Below are 15,448 nucleotides of genomic sequence, written 5' to 3' on the forward strand. Positions count from 1 at the left end.
TGTTTAGGAGGCACAGTATGGGACGTTTTACCAATCCTCGCGATCTGTACTTTGGTGAGGGCGCTCGTCACGAGGTCAAGAACCTCAAGGGCAAGAAGGCCATCATCGTTTCTGGTGGCAGCTCTATGCGCCGCGGCGGGTTCCTGCAGGACGTTGAGGCCGACCTCAAAGAGGGCGGCTTCGAGGTCAAGCTGTTCGAGGGCGTCGAGTCCGATCCGTCCATCGAGACGGTCATGAAGGGCGCCGAGGCCATGCGCGAGTTCGAGCCCGACTGGATTATCGCCATCGGCGGCGGCTCGCCCATCGATGCCGCTAAGGCCATGTGGGTCTTCTACGAGTATCCCGAGGAGTCCTTCGATAACATCATCCAGCCGTTCAGCTTCCCCGAGCTGCGTCAGAAGGCTCACTTCTGCGCCATCTCCTCTACCTCCGGTACCGCTACCGAGGTTACCGCCTTCTCCGTCATCACCGACTACGCCAAGGGCATCAAGTACCCGCTGGCCGACTTCAACATCACCCCTGATGTCGCCATCGTCGACCCCGAGCTCACCTACACCATGCCCGCCAAGCTGTGCGCTCACACCGGCATGGATGCTCTGACCCACTGCATGGAGGCCTACGTTTCTACCTTCGCCTCTATGTTCACCGACGCCAACGCCCTGCACGGCATCCGCGAGATCGTCGAGTGGCTGCCCAAGTCCTATGCTGGCGACCATGAGGCCCGTCAGCACATGCATGAGGCTCAGTGCATCGCCGGCATCGCCTTCTCCTCGGGCCTGCTGGGCATCGTTCACTCCATGGCTCACAAGACCGGTGCAGCCTTTGAGAACGGCCACATCATCCACGGTGCTGCTAACGCTATGTACCTTGGCAAGGTCATCCAGTGGAACTCCAAGGATCCCCGTGCTGCCGAGCGCTACGCTTATGTGGCCAAGGAGATCCTGCACCTTCCCGGCGAGACCAACGAGGAGCTTATCGCTGCGCTCGTCCAGAAGATCCGCGACCTCAACGACCAGCTCAACATTCCGCAGTCCATCAAGGATTACGCGAATGGTGGCGTGAAGGTCGACGCCGAGAACCCGCAGATGGTTTCCGAGGAGGAGTTCCTCGCCAAGCTCCCCGAGATCGCCGCGAACGCCGAGCAGGACGCCTGCACGCCGGAGAACCCGCGTGAGACCAAGGCTGCCGACTTCGAGAAGATTCTCAAGGCCTGCTACTACGACACCGACATCGATTTCTAATCGACTCTTGTTATCGTAACGAGGGGCTCCGCACGTATCCGTACGGAGCCCCTTTCTTTTTTCCTTTAGAGAATGGGATAGTTATGGCTGCAATTTTCAATAGCCCCAGCAAGTACATCCAGGGTCCGGACGAGCTCGCCAAGCTCGGCTCCTATGTCGAGCCGCTCGGCGCTAAGGCTCTCGTCATCGTGACGCCTTCGGGCAAGAAGCGCGTCGGTGCCAAGATCGAGGGCGGTTTTGCCGAGGCTAAGGCCGAGCTGCTGTTTGAGGACTTTAACGGCGAGTGCTCCAAGGGCGAGGTCGATCGCCTGGTTGCGCTTGCTCGCGACAACGGTTGCGACATCATCGTCGGCGTCGGTGGCGGCAAGATCCTCGACACCGCGAAGGCCGTCGCCTATTACCTGGAGTCCCCGGTTATCATTTGCCCCACCATTGCTTCGACCGATGCCCCGTGTTCGGCGCTTTCGGTGCTCTACACCGACGATGGCCAGTTCGATAAATATCTCTTCCTTAAGGCAAACCCCAACATTGTCCTGATGGATACGACGGTTATCGCGGCGAGCCCGGTGCGCCTGACGGTTTCCGGTATGGGCGATGCGCTCGCAACCTACTTTGAGGCCCAGGCGACGCATGATGCCGACGGTGGCACCTGCGCTGGCGGCAAGGGCGTCATGGCCGGTCTGGCGCTCGCCAAGCTCTGCTACGAGACGCTTATGGCCGATGGCGTCAAGGCCAAGGTCGCGCTGGAGAAGGGTGCGCTCACGCCTGCAGTCGAGCATATCATCGAGGCCAATACGCTGCTTTCGGGCATTGGCTTTGAGAGCTCGGGCCTTGCTGCTGCTCATGCCATCCACAATGGCCTGACGATGCTGCCCGAGTGCCATGGCATGTATCACGGCGAGAAGGTCGCCTTTGGCACCATCGTCCAGCTGGTACTCGAGGATGCTCCGACTGAGAAACTCGAGGAAGTCTTGGGCTTCTGCATTGAGCTGGGCCTGCCGGTCACGATGAAGGAGCTTGGCGTTGCCGAGCTTACGCGCGAGCAGGCCATGGTCGTTGCCGAGGCCGCTTGCGCGCCCGAGGACACCATGTGCAACATGCCGTTTGAGGTGACGCCCGAGATGGTCGCAAACGCCATCCTGGGTGCCGACGCACTGGGTCACTACTACCTCATGGATGAGTAAATCAAGCTAAAGAAGGGGCAAAGCCGACAGACGGCTTTGCCCCTTTTTGCTATGGTGCAAACTAACCTGACCCCATCGCACCAAGTTGGTGCAAAGGGGTCAGGTTACTTTGCACCAATCGTTGTTTGATGAAGGGCGGATTCTCGTATGGCGCTTCCTATGGTTTATGGCGGTCCCGGCCGGTATGTTCAGGGGCCGGGCGAACTTTCGCGTCAGGGCAGGTATTTGTCATGGTTGGGTTGTGCTGCCTATGTCTTGTTTGACCAGGGCACCGAGGATCGGCTGTGCAGGCAGATTGTCGATGGATTTCTGGACGAAGATCTAAGCGAGCCGTTCTTTAAGATTTATGACGGTCCGTGTACGGAAGAGGCCGTTGTCGAAATGGCTCAGGAAGCCCAGGCTGAGTATTGCGACATGGTGGTGGGTATTGGCGGCGGCAAAATGCTCGATATCGCCAAGGCAGTAGCGTTTTATGCCGAGCTGCCGTTGTGCGTATGTCCCACGGCGGCTTCGATGGACGGTCCGTGCAGCGCGATTTCGGTGCTGTATCACGAGGATGGGTCGTTCGATCGCTATCTGATGCTCGAGAAGAATCCGGACCTGGTCGTGGTCGATACCAACGTGGTCGCGGCGGCTCCACTGCGTATGACGGTCGCCGGTATGGGCGATGCGCTGGCAACGTACTTCGAGGCGCGTTCGTGCGCCGCGGCGAGAGGTGCGAACGAGCACGGTGGCGCGCCGGGGCACTTGGCACTGGTCGCGGCACGTGCCTGCTACGACACGCTTATGGAATGCGGCGTCGCTGCCAAGCGCGATCTCAAAAAGGGGCGTACATCGCCGGCGGTTGAGCGCCTGATCGAGTGCAACATCCTGCTTTCGGGCGTCGGCTTTGAGAGTGGCGGTTTGGCGTTGGCGCATGCCATCGCCAACGGCCTGACGATTTTGCCCGAGTGCAAGGCTATGCACGGCGAGGCCGTAGCGTTTGGTCTGGTGGTCCAGCTTCGTCTGGAGCGTGCGCCCGAGCTTGAACAGGTGCTCGAGTTTTGTCAGCGCGTTGGTCTGCCGACGACGCTCGAGGAGCTGGGCCTTGGCGAGATTTCCGATGCCGACCTGATGAGCGTTGCGGATGCGGCCTTTAGAAACGAACGCAATATGGCCAACGAGCAGGCCAAGGTGACCAAGCAAAAGCTCGTCGAGCTCATGCGCGAGGCATAGTTTGGCGCTTGATCGACCTTGTGCAATCGGGGCGGCGATAGGCCATAGGCTATTTGCCGCAAAGGTGCTCCGCGTGTAATTTGCCCGAGGCACGGGCCGATAGCGTATCATTATCTCTTGCTTGTTTGCACTGCTCAGGGAGGGGCCGCGCATGGCGCAGGAACACGATCTATTTGATGACATTATCGAGATCAGCAAGGGTTTCGACTTTCTTAAAAACCCGCTTGGCGGTGTGACCGATGCACTCGATCCGTCGGCGCCGCAGTGGAATCCTGCCGACTACAAGGAGCGTCCGCGCGGCAACACCATTCCGTGCTTGACCTGCAAAAACGAAAAGAGCGGCTGCACCGCGTGCATGGACGTGTGCCCGGTCAACGCCATCGAGGTCGAGGAAGACGCCATCGAGATCCTCGATACCTGTCGCAAGTGCGGCCTGTGCGCCGCTGCCTGTCCGACCGAGGCGATCATCTCGCCGCGCTTGGCGCCCAAAAACCTGTATGACGACATTGTCTCGGCAGCTACGAGCCACGAGACCGCCTACGTCACCTGCACGCGCGCCCTTAAGCGCATGCCGCGCGAGAACGAGGTCGTCGTTGCCTGCGTGGGCGATATTACGGCCGAGACCTGGTTCTCGGTACTGGCGGACTATCCCAACGTGAGTGTGTATCTGCCGTTGGGCGTGTGCGATAAATGCCGCAACACCGGCGGTGAGGACATTCTGGGCGAGGCAATCGCTACCGCCGAGGAGTGGGCCGGTACGGGCATGGGCCTGGAGGTCGACCCCAAGAGCCTCAAGTGCCATAAGCTTCGCGAGTACGAGCGCAAGGAGTATATGGAAAAGATCGCCCGCACCACGGGCCTAACCGTGACTAAGCTCAACCCGGCGACTGCGGCACTGGCCTCAGTGACGCAGAAGTTGAAGGCCCACCGTCACCAGATCACGCAGCTTGAGCGTACGCTCAACACCATGTGCGGCACCACGACGACTAAGCGTCGCCGTTCGCTCACCCATGGGCGGCAGCTGGTGCTCTCGACGCTGCAAAACCATCCCGAGCTTGCCCAGAACATGCAGGTGAGCACGCCGGAATGCGATTTTGACAAGTGTACGTCGTGCGGCGAGTGCGTCAATGCGTGCCCCACATCTGCCTGTGATTTGGTGGGAAGCGGCCGCTTTGCGTTGGAGTCCACGTATTGCTTGGGCTGTGGTGCCTGCGTCAAGGTGTGCCCTGAGCATGCGCTCAAGTTGGTTGAGCACGACGCGTCCAATCTGGTCGTCGTCGATCCCGAAGCCGAGGAAAAGGCCGCCCAGAAGGCTAAGGCCCACGAAGAAGCCCAGAAGGTCAAGGCCGAGGCGAAGGCCAAGCTCGACAAGATGCTCGATCAGGTGGAGAAGCTCGCGGACTAGTCAGCGACCCCTATCTCTGCTTCATTCGTGCCGCCGTGGCGTCCGGGTTCGCCCAGATGCTGCGGCGGCGCTATACTTATGCAGTTTGAAATGCTTGTACCAAAAGGAGCTGTCGTGTCCCTTTCCATCGGTATCGTGGGCCTGCCCAACGTAGGCAAGTCGACGCTGTTCACCGCGCTTACCAAAAAGACTGGCCTTGCCGCCAACTACCCGTTCGCTACGATCGACCCCAACGTGGGTATCGTCGACGTGCCCGATAGCCGCCTGCAAAAGCTTGCCGACATCGTCAACCCGGGTCGCATTGTGCCGGCTACGGTCGAGTTTGTCGACATCGCGGGCCTGGTGAAGGGCGCCAACGAGGGCGAGGGTCTGGGTAACCAGTTCTTGGCCAACATTCGCGAGACCGACGCCATCTGCGAGGTCGTGCGCTACTTTAAGGACCCCAACGTTATGCGCGAGGTGGGCCGCACGGGCGAGTTCGTCGATCCCGCCGGCGATGCCGACACTATCATGACCGAGCTCATCCTGGCCGATATGGGCACGCTCGAGAAGCAGCTGCCCAAGCTCGAGAAGGAGGCCAAGCGCGACAAGGAGCTCATGCCTAAGTTCGAGGTTGCCAAGCGCTTGCTTGCCTGGCTCAACGAGGGCAAGCGCGCCGCATCCATGGAGATGACTGACGAGGAGCGTTCCGCCGCCAAGGGCCTATTCCTGCTCACCATGAAGCCCATCCTGTATGTGGCCAACGTAGACGAGGACATGCTCAACGAGGACCTGGCGCCCATCGACGGCGTCAAGCCGCTGCCCATCTGCGCCAAGATCGAGGCTGAGCTTTCCGAGCTCGATCCCGAGGATGCTGCCGACTACCTGGAGAGCTTGGGCCTGGAGCAGCCCGGTCTGGACGTGCTCGCACAGGCAGCCTACAAGCTGCTCGGCCTGCAGTCGTTCTTTACGGCTGGCGAGATGGAGGTCAAGGCCTGGACGGTGCGTCAGGGTGCGACCGCTCCGCAGGCCGCCGGCGTCATTCACACCGACTTTGAGCGCGGCTTTATTAAGGCCGAGGTCATTGGCTATGACGACTATATCGAGCTCGGCGGCGAGCAGGGCGCCAAGGCTGCCGGCAAGCTGCGCATCGAGGGCAAAGAGTATGTCATGGCCGATGGCGACGTCGTGCACTTCCGTTTCAACGTGTAAGGACAATGCACATGTTCAAATATGGCAAAAAAGCCGGCTACATGGGCATCGCGCTGCTGGTGCTCGCGGTGCTTCCGCTGGTAGTTGCGGCGTTTGTTCTCCCCAACATTGGTCCCGAGGTGGCAACGAAGTTTAACGCGGCCGGCGAGGTGACGCGCTGGGGCAAGAGCTACGAGCTGCTGGCGCTGCCGGTACTCAACCTGCTGCTGAGCGTGGCGACCTACTTTACGGCGGGACGCCAGGCCAAGAACAATGAGGACTCCGCCGCCATGGCGCGCATCGTGTGCGAGCGCTACCTGCGAAACGGCTGCATCACGGGTGTATTCCTCAACGTGATCAACGTCTACTTTATGTATTCGGCGATTACCGGCACAGGCTTTGGTCTGGGCTTTTAGCTTGTCCTAGTAGGCAACGAGCCTGCAAGCATATTCGATGGCTGCTGCGAGGCCGCCGCTCGATCGTGGTTGAAAGACCACATCGGCGGCGGCCTCGTTTTCGTATCCGGCGTCGCGAAGGGCAAGTGCGATACCGGCTTCCAGGAGAAGGGGCAGACCACGTTGGCTGGTTGCGATTACGGCAGCCTGATTGAGCGAGCAGCTGTGCGCTTGGCATTGGATGGCAAGTTCACCTTGCGCCGGGCAAGGGACCAGAACGGCGGCGACGCGACTTGATAGCAATGCAAATGCTGTGCGCTCATCGGGCGAAAGGCATTCGGCTTCAACGACGACGAGCTTGGGCGGTGCGCTGTTTGTGCGAAGCATGGCTCGGTACATGCGGACCGAAGAACCCGACATAGAAAACTCCTGTGTATTCGTTTAAACGTAAACTATAGTTTACGTTTTTGTTCAGCTCCATTTCAAACTCGGCTGCATGGACGAACGTGCGAAACAGATTCTTGGCAAGCGAGTCGAGCAGACGCGCAGGGACCTTGGTATCTCCAAGGTCGATTTTTGTGTGGCGACAGGAATCAGCCGACCCTACCTCGACCGAATCGAAGATGGGACGGCAAATTTCACGCTCAAGGTTCTATTTAAGATCGCGCCCGCACTCGGCATGACGGTGTCAGAGCTTCTCGAGGGTATCGAATAGGGAATACCCGTCGACAACTGAATTAGGCCATCGGGATGCGGTCGTGGTTGACTTGGCTGTAGAACAGGCGCTGGATCTCGGCGGCATCGCGTGACTGGCCGAGCGCCCACATGGTCTTGGCCACGAGCGTCTCGGTGGTCATGTCGTCGCCGCGCAAAATGCCCGGATGGTCGGCGTAGGCACGGCCGACCTCATAAACACCCAGGTCAAGACCCTCTTCGGGAACCTGCGTGGTCATAACGACCGTGCGGCCCGAATCGACCCAGCGGAAAATTGCCTCCTGGAATGACTCGCCGGACTCGCCAAACTCGGGAATACCGCCAATGCCAAAGGTTTCTAGGATTACAGCGTCGTAGCTATCGGCAAGGGCGTCCAGTATGCCTGGGTTCACGCCGGGTGTGAGCTTAAGAACAAACACACGCGGATCGATGCTGTCGTAGAAACGAACCGGATTTTCGTTCAGGTGAGTGCCGTGGAGCCCGTTGCGTACGATGCGGTCGTTGCGGATGTAGGCAATGGGCGGATAGTTGACGCTAATGAACGCGTTAAAGCTCATGGTGCGCTGCTTGCGGGCGCGCGTGCCGGCAATGGCTACGCCGCCAAAGACAATCGAGACGTCGTGCGAATGCTCGTCGAGCGCATAGAGCAGGCTCTGGTACAGGTTGAGCTTGGCGTCGGTAAAGGGATTGCCCATGGGCTTTTGCGAGCCGGTGAGTACGATGGGCTTGGGGCTGTCCTGAATCAGATAGGAAAGCGCCGCCGCGGTGTAGCTCATGGTGTCGGTGCCGTGCAGAATCACGAAGCCGTCGTGGTCGGCATAACCCTCGACGATGACGTCGCGGATACGCATCCAGTCGCTCGGACGCATATTGGTGCTGTCGATGTTCATGGGCTGCACGACGTCGAGCTCGCAGAGGCCCGAGATCTCGGGGACGCTCTGGGCGAGCTCCTCACCGGTCAGGGCGGGGGAGAGGCCGTTGCCGTCCTCGGTCGATGCGATGGTGCCGCCCGTGGCGATGAGAAGGATGCGCTTCATGCTGGTATTCCTATCGTATTTGCCGCCGCAGAGGCGGAGTCGTTCGGCAGTATTGTGGCACAGGGCGTCCAATGTTCAAACGTATTACATCATCTGTAACGTTTGGTAACACTTCAATTGCCGTCAAATAGGCCCCGGTCGTGCGTTTGCCGTGCGCTGATGGCTGCGAGGGACGAGAAACCCCATATAACGTGTACACTATGTAAGCTGTTTTCGTTTATTCGCGCGGGTGGGCACAGGCTCCCCGCCAACAAGAGGGGGAAACCATGGATCAAAAGGCTTCCGCAAAGGTCCTCGTACTCGACTTTGGTGCGCAGTACGGTCAGCTCATTGCCCGTCGCGTCCGCGACCTCAACGTGTATTCCGAGATCGTTCCCTGCGACATCTCGGCCGATGAGATTCGCGAAATGAACGCCTCTGCGCTCATCCTCTCTGGCGGCCCGGCTTCTGTGTATGCCGAGGACGCTCCGTCCATCGATCCCGCCATCTTTGACCTGGGCCTTCCCGTTCTGGGCTTTTGCTACGGCCATCAGATCACGGCCGTGACGCTCGGCGGCAAGGTCGGTCACTCCGAGGTGGGCGAATACGGCCGCGCCACCATCACGCGTACGGCCGGCGCCAAGCTCTTTAACTCCACGCCTATGGAGCAGACCGTGTGGATGAGCCACCGCGACGCCGTGTCCGAGGTGCCCGAGGGCTTTACCGTTACCGCCAGCACCGACGTGTGCCCGGTTGCCGCCATGGAGTGCGTCGAGCGCAAGATCTTCACCACGCAGTTCCACCCCGAGGTCAAGCACTCCGAGTACGGTCAGCAGCTGCTGAGCAACTTTCTGTTTGAGATCTGCGGCCTGGAGCCCAACTGGAGCATGGATAACCTGGTCGAGACCATGACAGCCGAGTTCCGCGAGAAGGTCGGCGACGACCGCGTGATTCTGGCCCTGTCCGGCGGCGTCGACTCCTCCGTCGTGGCTGCGCTGGGCGCTCGCGCCGTGGGCAAGCAGATGACCTGCGTGTTCATCAACCACGGCCTGCTGCGCAAGGGCGAGCCCGAGCAGGTGGAGGAGGTCTTCACCAAGCAGTTTGACGTCGACTTTATCCACGTCCACGCCGAGGACCGTTATGCCGAGCTTCTGGCCGGCGTGACCGAGCCCGAGGAGAAGCGCCGTATCATCGGTACGCAGTTCTGGAAAGAGTTCTTCGCCGTGGCGCAGCAGCTCGAGACCGATGGCAAGCCGGTCAAGTACTTGGCTCAGGGCACCATCTACCCCGACATCATTGAGTCCGGCGCTCGCAAGACGGGCGGCAAGACGGCTACCATCAAGAGCCATCACAATCTGATCCCGTTCCCCGAGGGCGTGCACTTCGACCTTATTGAGCCGCTCGACCACTTCTTTAAGGACGAGGTCCGCGCGCTTGGTCTGGCGCTCGGTCTGCCGGGTCATATCGTGTTCCGCCAGCCTTTCCCGGGCCCGGGTCTGGCCATCCGCATCATCGGTGCGGTCGACAAGGAGAAGCTCGAGATCCTCAAGAATGCCGACGCCATCGTGCGCGAGGAGCTCGACGCCTATAACCAGCGTCTGTTTGAGCAGACCGGCGAGCGCAACTCCGAGCATAGCTGCTGGCAGTATTTCGCCGTCCTGCCCGACATTAAGTCCGTCGGCGTTATGGGCGACGAGCGCACCTACCAGCGCCCAATTATCCTGCGTGCCGTCGAGTCCAGCGATGCCATGACCGCCGACTGGGCCAAGCTGCCCTACGACGTCCTGGCCCGCATCTCCGGCCGCATCGTGGCCGAGGTTCCCGGCGCCAACCGCGTGTGCTACGACATCACGTCCAAGCCGCCCGCGACGATTGAGTGGGAATAGAACATACGTTCGATAAAATAATATAGTATCAGATAGCGGGCACGGTTTCAATTGAATCCGTGCCCGCTGCTGTATGCGTGTCCTTGCACGCCCAATATGCGCCGTAAAAGCCGTCTTCTTCGACGTCAAAGTGAATGCGCTTCGTTTTCGCCTCTCAAAATCTTATTTTCACGATTTGCATTTTCATCCCGTTGTCACCGACCCTTGCGAGAAACCGGAAAAAGCAGCTGACAGAAGAGTCTCTCAAATCGTTGTAGCCCAGCATATAGCCGCGACTTGTGACCTGCAGACGGCTGTCCCACGTGCCGATTTCCTTGGCGGCATCCGAAACCGCAAAATATGCCCCCACATCCTTGATTTTTGCAGTCTTAAGCCATGTTTTTGCGATCATCTTTACCGCCGTCCGATTGGCAGCATCAAAGACCAGCACACTGCCGGGGAAAGCGTCCGCCATCCCCCGCACCAGTTCCCGGACCTGCTGGGTCAGAAAGTAATAGAACACCCCGGAGGCAAAGAACACCGCCCCGCGGGAGGCATCGATTTTGCTAAACCATGCGGTGTCTTTCAGGTCGCAGGGGATATTTTGTTCTCGATCCCCGGCGGGCAGTAGCTGCTGCCGCAAGGCAATCACATCCGGGAAGTCCAGATTGTAGATCTTGCATCTACCGTTGTCGCAGGTTCTGCCGGTGTTGTCCAGCCCGCAGCCCAGATTGACCACCGCCGCATTGGGGTGGCCTTTCAGGTAATCCCGCACCTCGAAAGCAAGATCACTCTGCCGTGTGGCCACCTCCAGCGCACCAAAGCGCTGTATCAGGCTGCGGGAGTTTTTCTCTGCCTCTGAAAAGTCGTAGTCGATCTGGTCGAGCAGACGAACCGCTGTTTCATCCCTGTAAAGGTTCGGGTACAACTCCGTACACAGCTTCCGGGAATACAGCGGGAGGATCAGCGTCTCCTGCACGGTGTTTTTCTCAATTTTACATTTCATAGGTTTCTTCCTCAGTGAATAAAAACTGTCATAATTGCCGCCAGCATAGCCGCTATGACCGTCATGCCTATCGCCATGTGCAGGATGGATGCAAAAATGCCCGTGCTTGATACCCCTACTTCCGCGCCGTGACGCAGAGCCACTTTTTCTTTTTGTGTATCTGCACCTCGTGAAAACCCGCCTGCTCCAGACATGCCTTTAATTCAATGTCCTTGTAGATGGTCATGCCGCCGATGATCTGCGTCCACCTCTCGTCCTTGTCCGTATCGCCATTGCTCTCGTTGCAGATAAGAATTGTCCCGCCTGGCTTCAGCGTCCGCCAGACCTCACGGAAGCATCGGGGCAAATCAGGCCAAAAATAGACGGTCTCAAAGGCCGTGGCGGCATCGAAGTAGCTATCCTCAAACACCATATCCGCCACACTGCCTTGCAGAACGGCGCAACGCCCCTCCTGAATTGCAATTCGGTTGAGCTTTCTAGTCTTCTCCACGCTGACGGGCGAATAGTCGACGCCCTTGACGACGCCATGCGGGCATTTTTTCAGCAGCCGTTTTATGTTCGCCCCGCCGCCGCAGCCGCAATCCAGCACCTTGGCATTTGGCGCAAGTCGTAGAAATCGAAGTCCCCACCGCGCCACAGGGCTGTGGCCCAGATTCATCATGGCAACCATAAGTTTTCCGCCGAGGCCCACGGGCTTGCGGGTGTTTTCAAAGAACGACATCTGGCCCCTCCGATTTCGTGCATTCCGCATAGGTCAATGGGAACGAGGCCTTCAGCACCGCGCTTTTCTGCACCGCCCAGCCGTTTTGACGCAGGAAACGCAGGTATTCCTCGCTTGTCCACCTGCTGTGGAGGGGGAATCCCGCCATACTCATGAAAAAGGCTTTTGCCTTGCCGGAAACCGAGTTCCCCGCGTGGGTGAAGGTTGGCGCGATGAGCACGCCGTCGTCCTTCAGTACCCGCCTGATTTCTTGCAGTGCCTTTTCCGGATGCGGCACTATGTGAAGCGCGTTGGACGCGATCACCACTTCGAAGGACTTCTGTGCATAGGGCAGGCGGAACATATCTTGTACGGAAAAGTGCAGCTTTGCGGATTGATTGTCCCGCTTTGCTTCAAGGATCATCTTTGCAGAAGCGTCCGTAGCCTCGATGTGCGCCGCCGCATCCACGATGCTCTTTGCGATAAGCCCCGTGCCGGTGGCAACCTCCAGCACGGTTTTTGCTTTCACCACCGGCCTGATCAGCCCATACATCTTCTCATACGCCGCCCGGTCCTTTCGCATGAAACGGTCGTACCGACCGGCATTCTTGTCCCAGAAGCCCTTGCGTTCGTGCATGGCTATCGCCCCCCAAACAGTTAGAGCAATCTAACTATAACACACGAATCATGCAGTAAGATAAGGCTAACCTTATTTCTTGGCCAAGACGCATCTCTTCGGTTTTGCTTATAACGGTGTGAGTCAGATACTAAGCTGGAGCTGAAGAAGGAGCTTGGCGGACAGGTAGGTCGATACCGGTTCCCGGAACGGTGATCCAGCCAATTACACCAGGGCTCTAGTCATGCAGGTAAACCCAATCCATGACGGGAAATAGGTCCTTTTCTCTAGCTCGACGTCTTTCGGAGCTTGACGATTTGGACTGATGGAGGTGAGAAGTCCCTCACTGCGCCAATACCAGAAGATTGCGCTATAGACATCTCTCCGACCCTTTGAATCACCCCTTTTCACGCCACCCGCTACGAACCCCGGCGGAAACTAGGGAGTGATTAAAAAGGCGACCTGCGGTTTTGCGAATCAATTGAGTCATTCACAAAATCGCGAATTAAGGGCCTGATTCGCCCAAATTGCGCACGAATTGGCCCTTAGGCGGTACGACGCGACACGCATCGACAACACTCGGCCTGGATTAGTCACTGAGCGGGAATAGCGGGAACTGGCTTTTGAACTCGCGTTTTGATACCGTCGAGTACCGCCTGATGCTGTTTCGGCGTCGCCATAGAGTAAAGCCACCAGCGAAATAACGGGAATAAAAGCCTCCGGACCCTCTGGTTCGGAGGCTATCTTTTTGCATATCTGCCTAAAACGACTCCTTGCCAAAGCCCCTTGAGCATCGGGCGGCATTATTGAGTGTGGGCGTTATCGTAGGTATCTTTGATTTCTTCTGGCAAATTATCGGGAATCAGCGCCTTCACTCTATCCTCGTTGCCATCTTGGATTGCCTGCTCGTAGTACCAGCATTTGAACTTCAGCATGTCGAGCGCGCGGTTCATGTTCACGATCTCCGACTCCATGTGGGCCTTGCGCTCCTCGAACATGGCCTTGCGTTTGGGGTATGTTGAGGGACCCTCTGCGCACCATTCCATGAACAGCCGGATGTCCTTGATCTCCATTCCAGCCTTCTTTAGGCATTCGATGACCCGAAGCGCTTCGAGTTCCGTATCGCTGAATCGGCGAATGCCGGATGCCCGCTCCAGCCCCGGGAACAATCCCTGCTTGTCGTAATATCGCAGCGTTGAAGCGGGCAAACCGAACATTTCCGCCACCTGTCCGATTGTGTACATGGCTCCTCCGAAACAATGTCGAATTCATTCCTTGACCTAAAGTCAGGTTTAGGTATTACCTTCATTCTCGTCAATGTAAATCGGGAGCGCAAGGGGTATTCCGTAATGGGCAAAACGGTTTTGATAGTTTCTTCAAGTCCACGAAAGAATGGCAATTCCGAGACGCTGGCGGAGGCTTTCGCCAACGGCGCGCGGGAGGCAGGTCACAGCGTTGAGACCGTGCGTCTGTGCGAGAAGCAAATGGGCTTCTGCAGGGGCTGCCTTGCCTGCTTAAAGTTGGGGCGTTGCGTCATCCAAGACGATGCCGTGGAAATTGCCGCCAAAATGCACGATGCGGATGTGCTGGTGTTTGCAACGCCCGTCTACTACTACAGCGTCTGCGGCCAGCTCAAAACCATGCTGGACCGCGCTAACCCGCTTTTTGGCTCCGATTATGCATTCACCGAGGCATATCTGTTGGCGACGGCGGCGGAGAACGGGCGCTCGACCTTCGACGGGGCGAAAAAGGCGATGCAGGGATGGGTTGACTGTTTCTCCCGCTGCACGCTCGCTGGAACGGTTTTCGCCGGCGGCGTGAACGGCGTGGGCGAAATCGCCGGGCATCCCGCTCTGGAGCAGGCGCGGCGAATGGGCATGGGAATCTAGCCGGGCTGTTTGGCCGCGCGGAAACAGATTTGTGCCAAAACTATCGACAGGAGGAAATCGATCATGGCAGTTAAACAGACGGCAGGCAGAGACGCCCTGGGGGAGTTCGCTCCCAAATTCGCACAGCTCAACGACGACGTGCTGTTCGGCGAGGTGTGGAGCCGAGAGAGTGAGCTCTCCCTGCGCGACCGCAGCGTGGTGACGGTGGTTGCCCTGATGTCGCAGGGGCTGACGGACTCTTCGTTCAAATATCACCTGATGTCCGCAAAGAACAATGGAGTGACCAGGACGGAGATAGCGGAAATCCTTACGCACGCGGCGTTTTATGCGGGTTGGCCCAAGGCGTGGGCTGCCTTCCGCATGGCGAAGGAGGTCTGGGCGGCCGACGATGCCGCCGACGCAAGGGCTCAGCACCAAAACGAGATGGTTTTCCCCATCGGTGCCCCCAACGACGCCTTCGCGAAGTACTTTATCGGGCAAAGCTACCTCGCGCCCCTTTCCACCGAGCAGGTCGGTGTCCACAACGTGACGTTCGAGCCCGGCTGCCGCAACAACTGGCACGTCCATCACGCCAAAAGCGGCGGTGGGCAGATCCTCGTCTGCGTGGCTGGTCGAGGGTTTTACCAGGAGTGGGGAAAGCCGGCACAGGAGCTGCGCCCCGGCGACGTGGTCAACATCGCCCCGGGGGTGAAGCACTGGCACGGCGCCGCGCCCGACAGCTGGTTCTCGCATCTCGCGTTGGAGGTTCCGGGCGAGGAGACCTCCAACGAGTGGCTGGAGCCCGTGGGCGACGATGCATACCTTAAAGCGACCAACAAGGAGGCTTAAGCACCGTCGCCCGTCCGCGCCGCCGAGAGCAGCGCGCCCAAATCTGCCTGAATCGCCCCTGCCTTGCTTCCGAGCTGCAGCGGAGCCGAGCCGTTCGAGATGTTGACGCTCAACAGGTGCGCATCCGGCAGCTTCGCGGTCATGCTCCAGAACGGGAGCGTGATGATGCCGGGGGTCATCTCGCCCACGCCGAGCTCCAGCAAC

Annotated in this window: 16 protein-coding genes and 1 pseudogene; 10 read left to right on the top strand and 7 right to left on the bottom strand. The window is 58.8% G+C overall.

The window, feature by feature from the left end:
- The first annotated feature begins 17 nt into the window (after positions 1-17).
- The 6 genes from AQ996_RS03365 to AQ996_RS03390 all read left to right on the top strand — a co-directional run bounded on the left by AQ996_RS03365 (position 18) and on the right by AQ996_RS03390 (position 6,631).
- Complete coding sequence (locus AQ996_RS03365; RefSeq protein ID WP_055251037.1) at positions 18-1,241, top strand: iron-containing alcohol dehydrogenase; 1,224 nt, start codon at positions 18-20, stop codon at positions 1,239-1,241.
- 83 nt (positions 1,242-1,324) lie between these two features.
- A complete protein-coding gene (locus AQ996_RS03370; protein WP_055251039.1) occupies positions 1,325-2,425 on the top strand; it encodes a glycerol dehydrogenase in 1,101 nt (366 codons plus the stop codon).
- Positions 2,426-2,572: 147 nt separating this feature from the next.
- Positions 2,573-3,640: a glycerol dehydrogenase gene (locus AQ996_RS03375; RefSeq protein WP_148315828.1), complete on the top strand. Its 1,068-nt coding sequence runs from the start codon at positions 2,573-2,575 to the stop codon at positions 3,638-3,640.
- A gap of 151 nt (positions 3,641-3,791) precedes the next feature.
- Positions 3,792-5,045: a 4Fe-4S binding protein gene (locus AQ996_RS03380; protein WP_055251043.1), complete on the top strand. Its 1,254-nt coding sequence runs from the start codon at positions 3,792-3,794 to the stop codon at positions 5,043-5,045.
- A 114-nt stretch (positions 5,046-5,159) separates the two neighbouring features.
- On the top strand, positions 5,160-6,236 hold the full coding sequence (gene ychF, locus AQ996_RS03385) for a redox-regulated ATPase YchF (RefSeq protein WP_055251045.1): 1,077 nt from the start codon (positions 5,160-5,162) through the stop codon (positions 6,234-6,236).
- A gap of 11 nt (positions 6,237-6,247) precedes the next feature.
- Positions 6,248-6,631 (top strand): DUF1648 domain-containing protein, encoded by a 384-nt coding sequence (locus AQ996_RS03390; RefSeq protein ID WP_055251047.1) that lies wholly within the window; start codon positions 6,248-6,250, stop codon positions 6,629-6,631.
- Between the two features lie 6 nt (positions 6,632-6,637).
- Here AQ996_RS03390 and AQ996_RS03395 read toward each other — a convergent pair whose 3' ends face one another.
- On the bottom strand, positions 6,638-7,030 hold the full coding sequence (locus AQ996_RS03395) for a hypothetical protein (protein ID WP_055251049.1): 393 nt from the start codon (positions 7,028-7,030) through the stop codon (positions 6,638-6,640).
- A gap of 76 nt (positions 7,031-7,106) precedes the next feature.
- On the opposite strand from AQ996_RS03395, the gene AQ996_RS03400 reads away from it, so the two are divergent.
- The gene (locus tag AQ996_RS03400; RefSeq protein WP_055251052.1) at positions 7,107-7,325 is read left to right on the top strand and encodes a helix-turn-helix domain-containing protein; all 219 of its coding nucleotides are present in this window, start codon (positions 7,107-7,109) and stop codon (positions 7,323-7,325) included.
- 22 nt (positions 7,326-7,347) lie between these two features.
- Here the strand turns inward: AQ996_RS03400 and AQ996_RS03405 are convergent, their stop codons facing one another.
- Positions 7,348-8,361 (bottom strand): asparaginase, encoded by a 1,014-nt coding sequence (locus AQ996_RS03405; protein ID WP_055251054.1) that lies wholly within the window; start codon positions 8,359-8,361, stop codon positions 7,348-7,350.
- 266 nt (positions 8,362-8,627) lie between these two features.
- Here AQ996_RS03405 and guaA point away from each other — a divergent pair, with 266 nt between their 5' ends.
- Complete coding sequence (gene guaA / locus AQ996_RS03410) at positions 8,628-10,226, top strand: glutamine-hydrolyzing GMP synthase (RefSeq protein WP_035136929.1); 1,599 nt, start codon at positions 8,628-8,630, stop codon at positions 10,224-10,226.
- 154 nt (positions 10,227-10,380) lie between these two features.
- On the opposite strand, the gene AQ996_RS03415 is transcribed toward guaA, so the two are convergent.
- The 4 genes from AQ996_RS03415 to AQ996_RS03430 all read right to left on the bottom strand — a co-directional run bounded on the left by AQ996_RS03415 (position 10,381) and on the right by AQ996_RS03430 (position 13,771).
- The gene (locus AQ996_RS03415) at positions 10,381-11,211 is read right to left on the bottom strand and encodes a class I SAM-dependent methyltransferase (protein WP_055251056.1); all 831 of its coding nucleotides are present in this window, start codon (positions 11,209-11,211) and stop codon (positions 10,381-10,383) included.
- Positions 11,212-11,326: 115 nt separating this feature from the next.
- A complete protein-coding gene (locus AQ996_RS03420; RefSeq protein ID WP_055251058.1) occupies positions 11,327-11,932 on the bottom strand; it encodes a class I SAM-dependent methyltransferase in 606 nt (201 codons plus the stop codon).
- The gene (locus AQ996_RS03425; RefSeq protein ID WP_055251060.1) at positions 11,919-12,548 is read right to left on the bottom strand and encodes a class I SAM-dependent methyltransferase; all 630 of its coding nucleotides are present in this window, start codon (positions 12,546-12,548) and stop codon (positions 11,919-11,921) included. Before AQ996_RS03425 ends, AQ996_RS03420 begins: the two co-directional genes overlap by 14 nt.
- A 782-nt stretch (positions 12,549-13,330) precedes the next feature.
- On the bottom strand, positions 13,331-13,771 hold the full coding sequence (locus tag AQ996_RS03430) for a MerR family transcriptional regulator (RefSeq protein WP_055251062.1): 441 nt from the start codon (positions 13,769-13,771) through the stop codon (positions 13,331-13,333).
- Positions 13,772-13,786: 15 nt separating this feature from the next.
- Here AQ996_RS03430 and AQ996_RS03435 point away from each other — a divergent pair, with 15 nt between their 5' ends.
- Both AQ996_RS03435 and AQ996_RS03440 read left to right on the top strand, forming a co-directional pair.
- Positions 13,787-14,416: a flavodoxin family protein gene (locus tag AQ996_RS03435; protein WP_216594990.1), complete on the top strand. Its 630-nt coding sequence runs from the start codon at positions 13,787-13,789 to the stop codon at positions 14,414-14,416.
- A gap of 63 nt (positions 14,417-14,479) precedes the next feature.
- Entirely contained in the window at positions 14,480-15,244 is a 765-nt protein-coding gene (locus AQ996_RS03440; protein ID WP_055251066.1) for a carboxymuconolactone decarboxylase family protein, read from the top strand.
- Here AQ996_RS03440 and AQ996_RS03445 read toward each other — a convergent pair.
- Positions 15,241-15,448 (bottom strand): annotated as a pseudogene (locus tag AQ996_RS03445) (Sir2 silent information regulator family NAD-dependent deacetylase); the annotation flags it as partial. The gene AQ996_RS03440 and the pseudogene AQ996_RS03445 sit on opposite strands and share 4 nt — an antisense overlap.

It is taken from the genome of Collinsella aerofaciens (assembly GCF_001404695.1).
Lineage (GTDB): Bacteria > Actinomycetota > Coriobacteriia > Coriobacteriales > Coriobacteriaceae > Collinsella > Collinsella aerofaciens_E.

What these genes read in the sequence shown, in the direction of transcription:
- AQ996_RS03365 (WP_055251037.1), top strand. Translation starts at nt 18, where the DNA reads ATGGGACGTTTTACCAATCCTCGCGATCTGTACTTTGGTGAGGGCGCT.
- AQ996_RS03370 (WP_055251039.1), top strand. Translation starts at nt 1,325, where the DNA reads ATGGCTGCAATTTTCAATAGCCCCAGCAAGTACATCCAGGGTCCGGAC.
- AQ996_RS03375 (WP_148315828.1), top strand. Translation starts at nt 2,573, where the DNA reads ATGGCGCTTCCTATGGTTTATGGCGGTCCCGGCCGGTATGTTCAGGGG.
- AQ996_RS03380 (WP_055251043.1), top strand. Translation starts at nt 3,792, where the DNA reads ATGGCGCAGGAACACGATCTATTTGATGACATTATCGAGATCAGCAAG.
- AQ996_RS03390 (WP_055251047.1), top strand. Translation starts at nt 6,248, where the DNA reads ATGTTCAAATATGGCAAAAAAGCCGGCTACATGGGCATCGCGCTGCTG.
- AQ996_RS03395 (WP_055251049.1), bottom strand. Translation starts at nt 7,030, where the DNA reads ATGTCGGGTTCTTCGGTCCGCATGTACCGAGCCATGCTTCGCACAAAC.
- AQ996_RS03400 (WP_055251052.1), top strand. Translation starts at nt 7,107, where the DNA reads ATGGACGAACGTGCGAAACAGATTCTTGGCAAGCGAGTCGAGCAGACG.
- AQ996_RS03405 (WP_055251054.1), bottom strand. Translation starts at nt 8,361, where the DNA reads ATGAAGCGCATCCTTCTCATCGCCACGGGCGGCACCATCGCATCGACC.
- guaA (WP_035136929.1), top strand. Translation starts at nt 8,628, where the DNA reads ATGGATCAAAAGGCTTCCGCAAAGGTCCTCGTACTCGACTTTGGTGCG.
- AQ996_RS03415 (WP_055251056.1), bottom strand. Translation starts at nt 11,211, where the DNA reads ATGAAATGTAAAATTGAGAAAAACACCGTGCAGGAGACGCTGATCCTC.
- AQ996_RS03420 (WP_055251058.1), bottom strand. Translation starts at nt 11,932, where the DNA reads ATGTCGTTCTTTGAAAACACCCGCAAGCCCGTGGGCCTCGGCGGAAAA.
- AQ996_RS03425 (WP_055251060.1), bottom strand. Translation starts at nt 12,548, where the DNA reads ATGCACGAACGCAAGGGCTTCTGGGACAAGAATGCCGGTCGGTACGAC.
- AQ996_RS03430 (WP_055251062.1), bottom strand. Translation starts at nt 13,771, where the DNA reads ATGTACACAATCGGACAGGTGGCGGAAATGTTCGGTTTGCCCGCTTCA.
- AQ996_RS03435 (WP_216594990.1), top strand. Translation starts at nt 13,787, where the DNA reads ATGTCGAATTCATTCCTTGACCTAAAGTCAGGTTTAGGTATTACCTTC.
- AQ996_RS03440 (WP_055251066.1), top strand. Translation starts at nt 14,480, where the DNA reads ATGGCAGTTAAACAGACGGCAGGCAGAGACGCCCTGGGGGAGTTCGCT.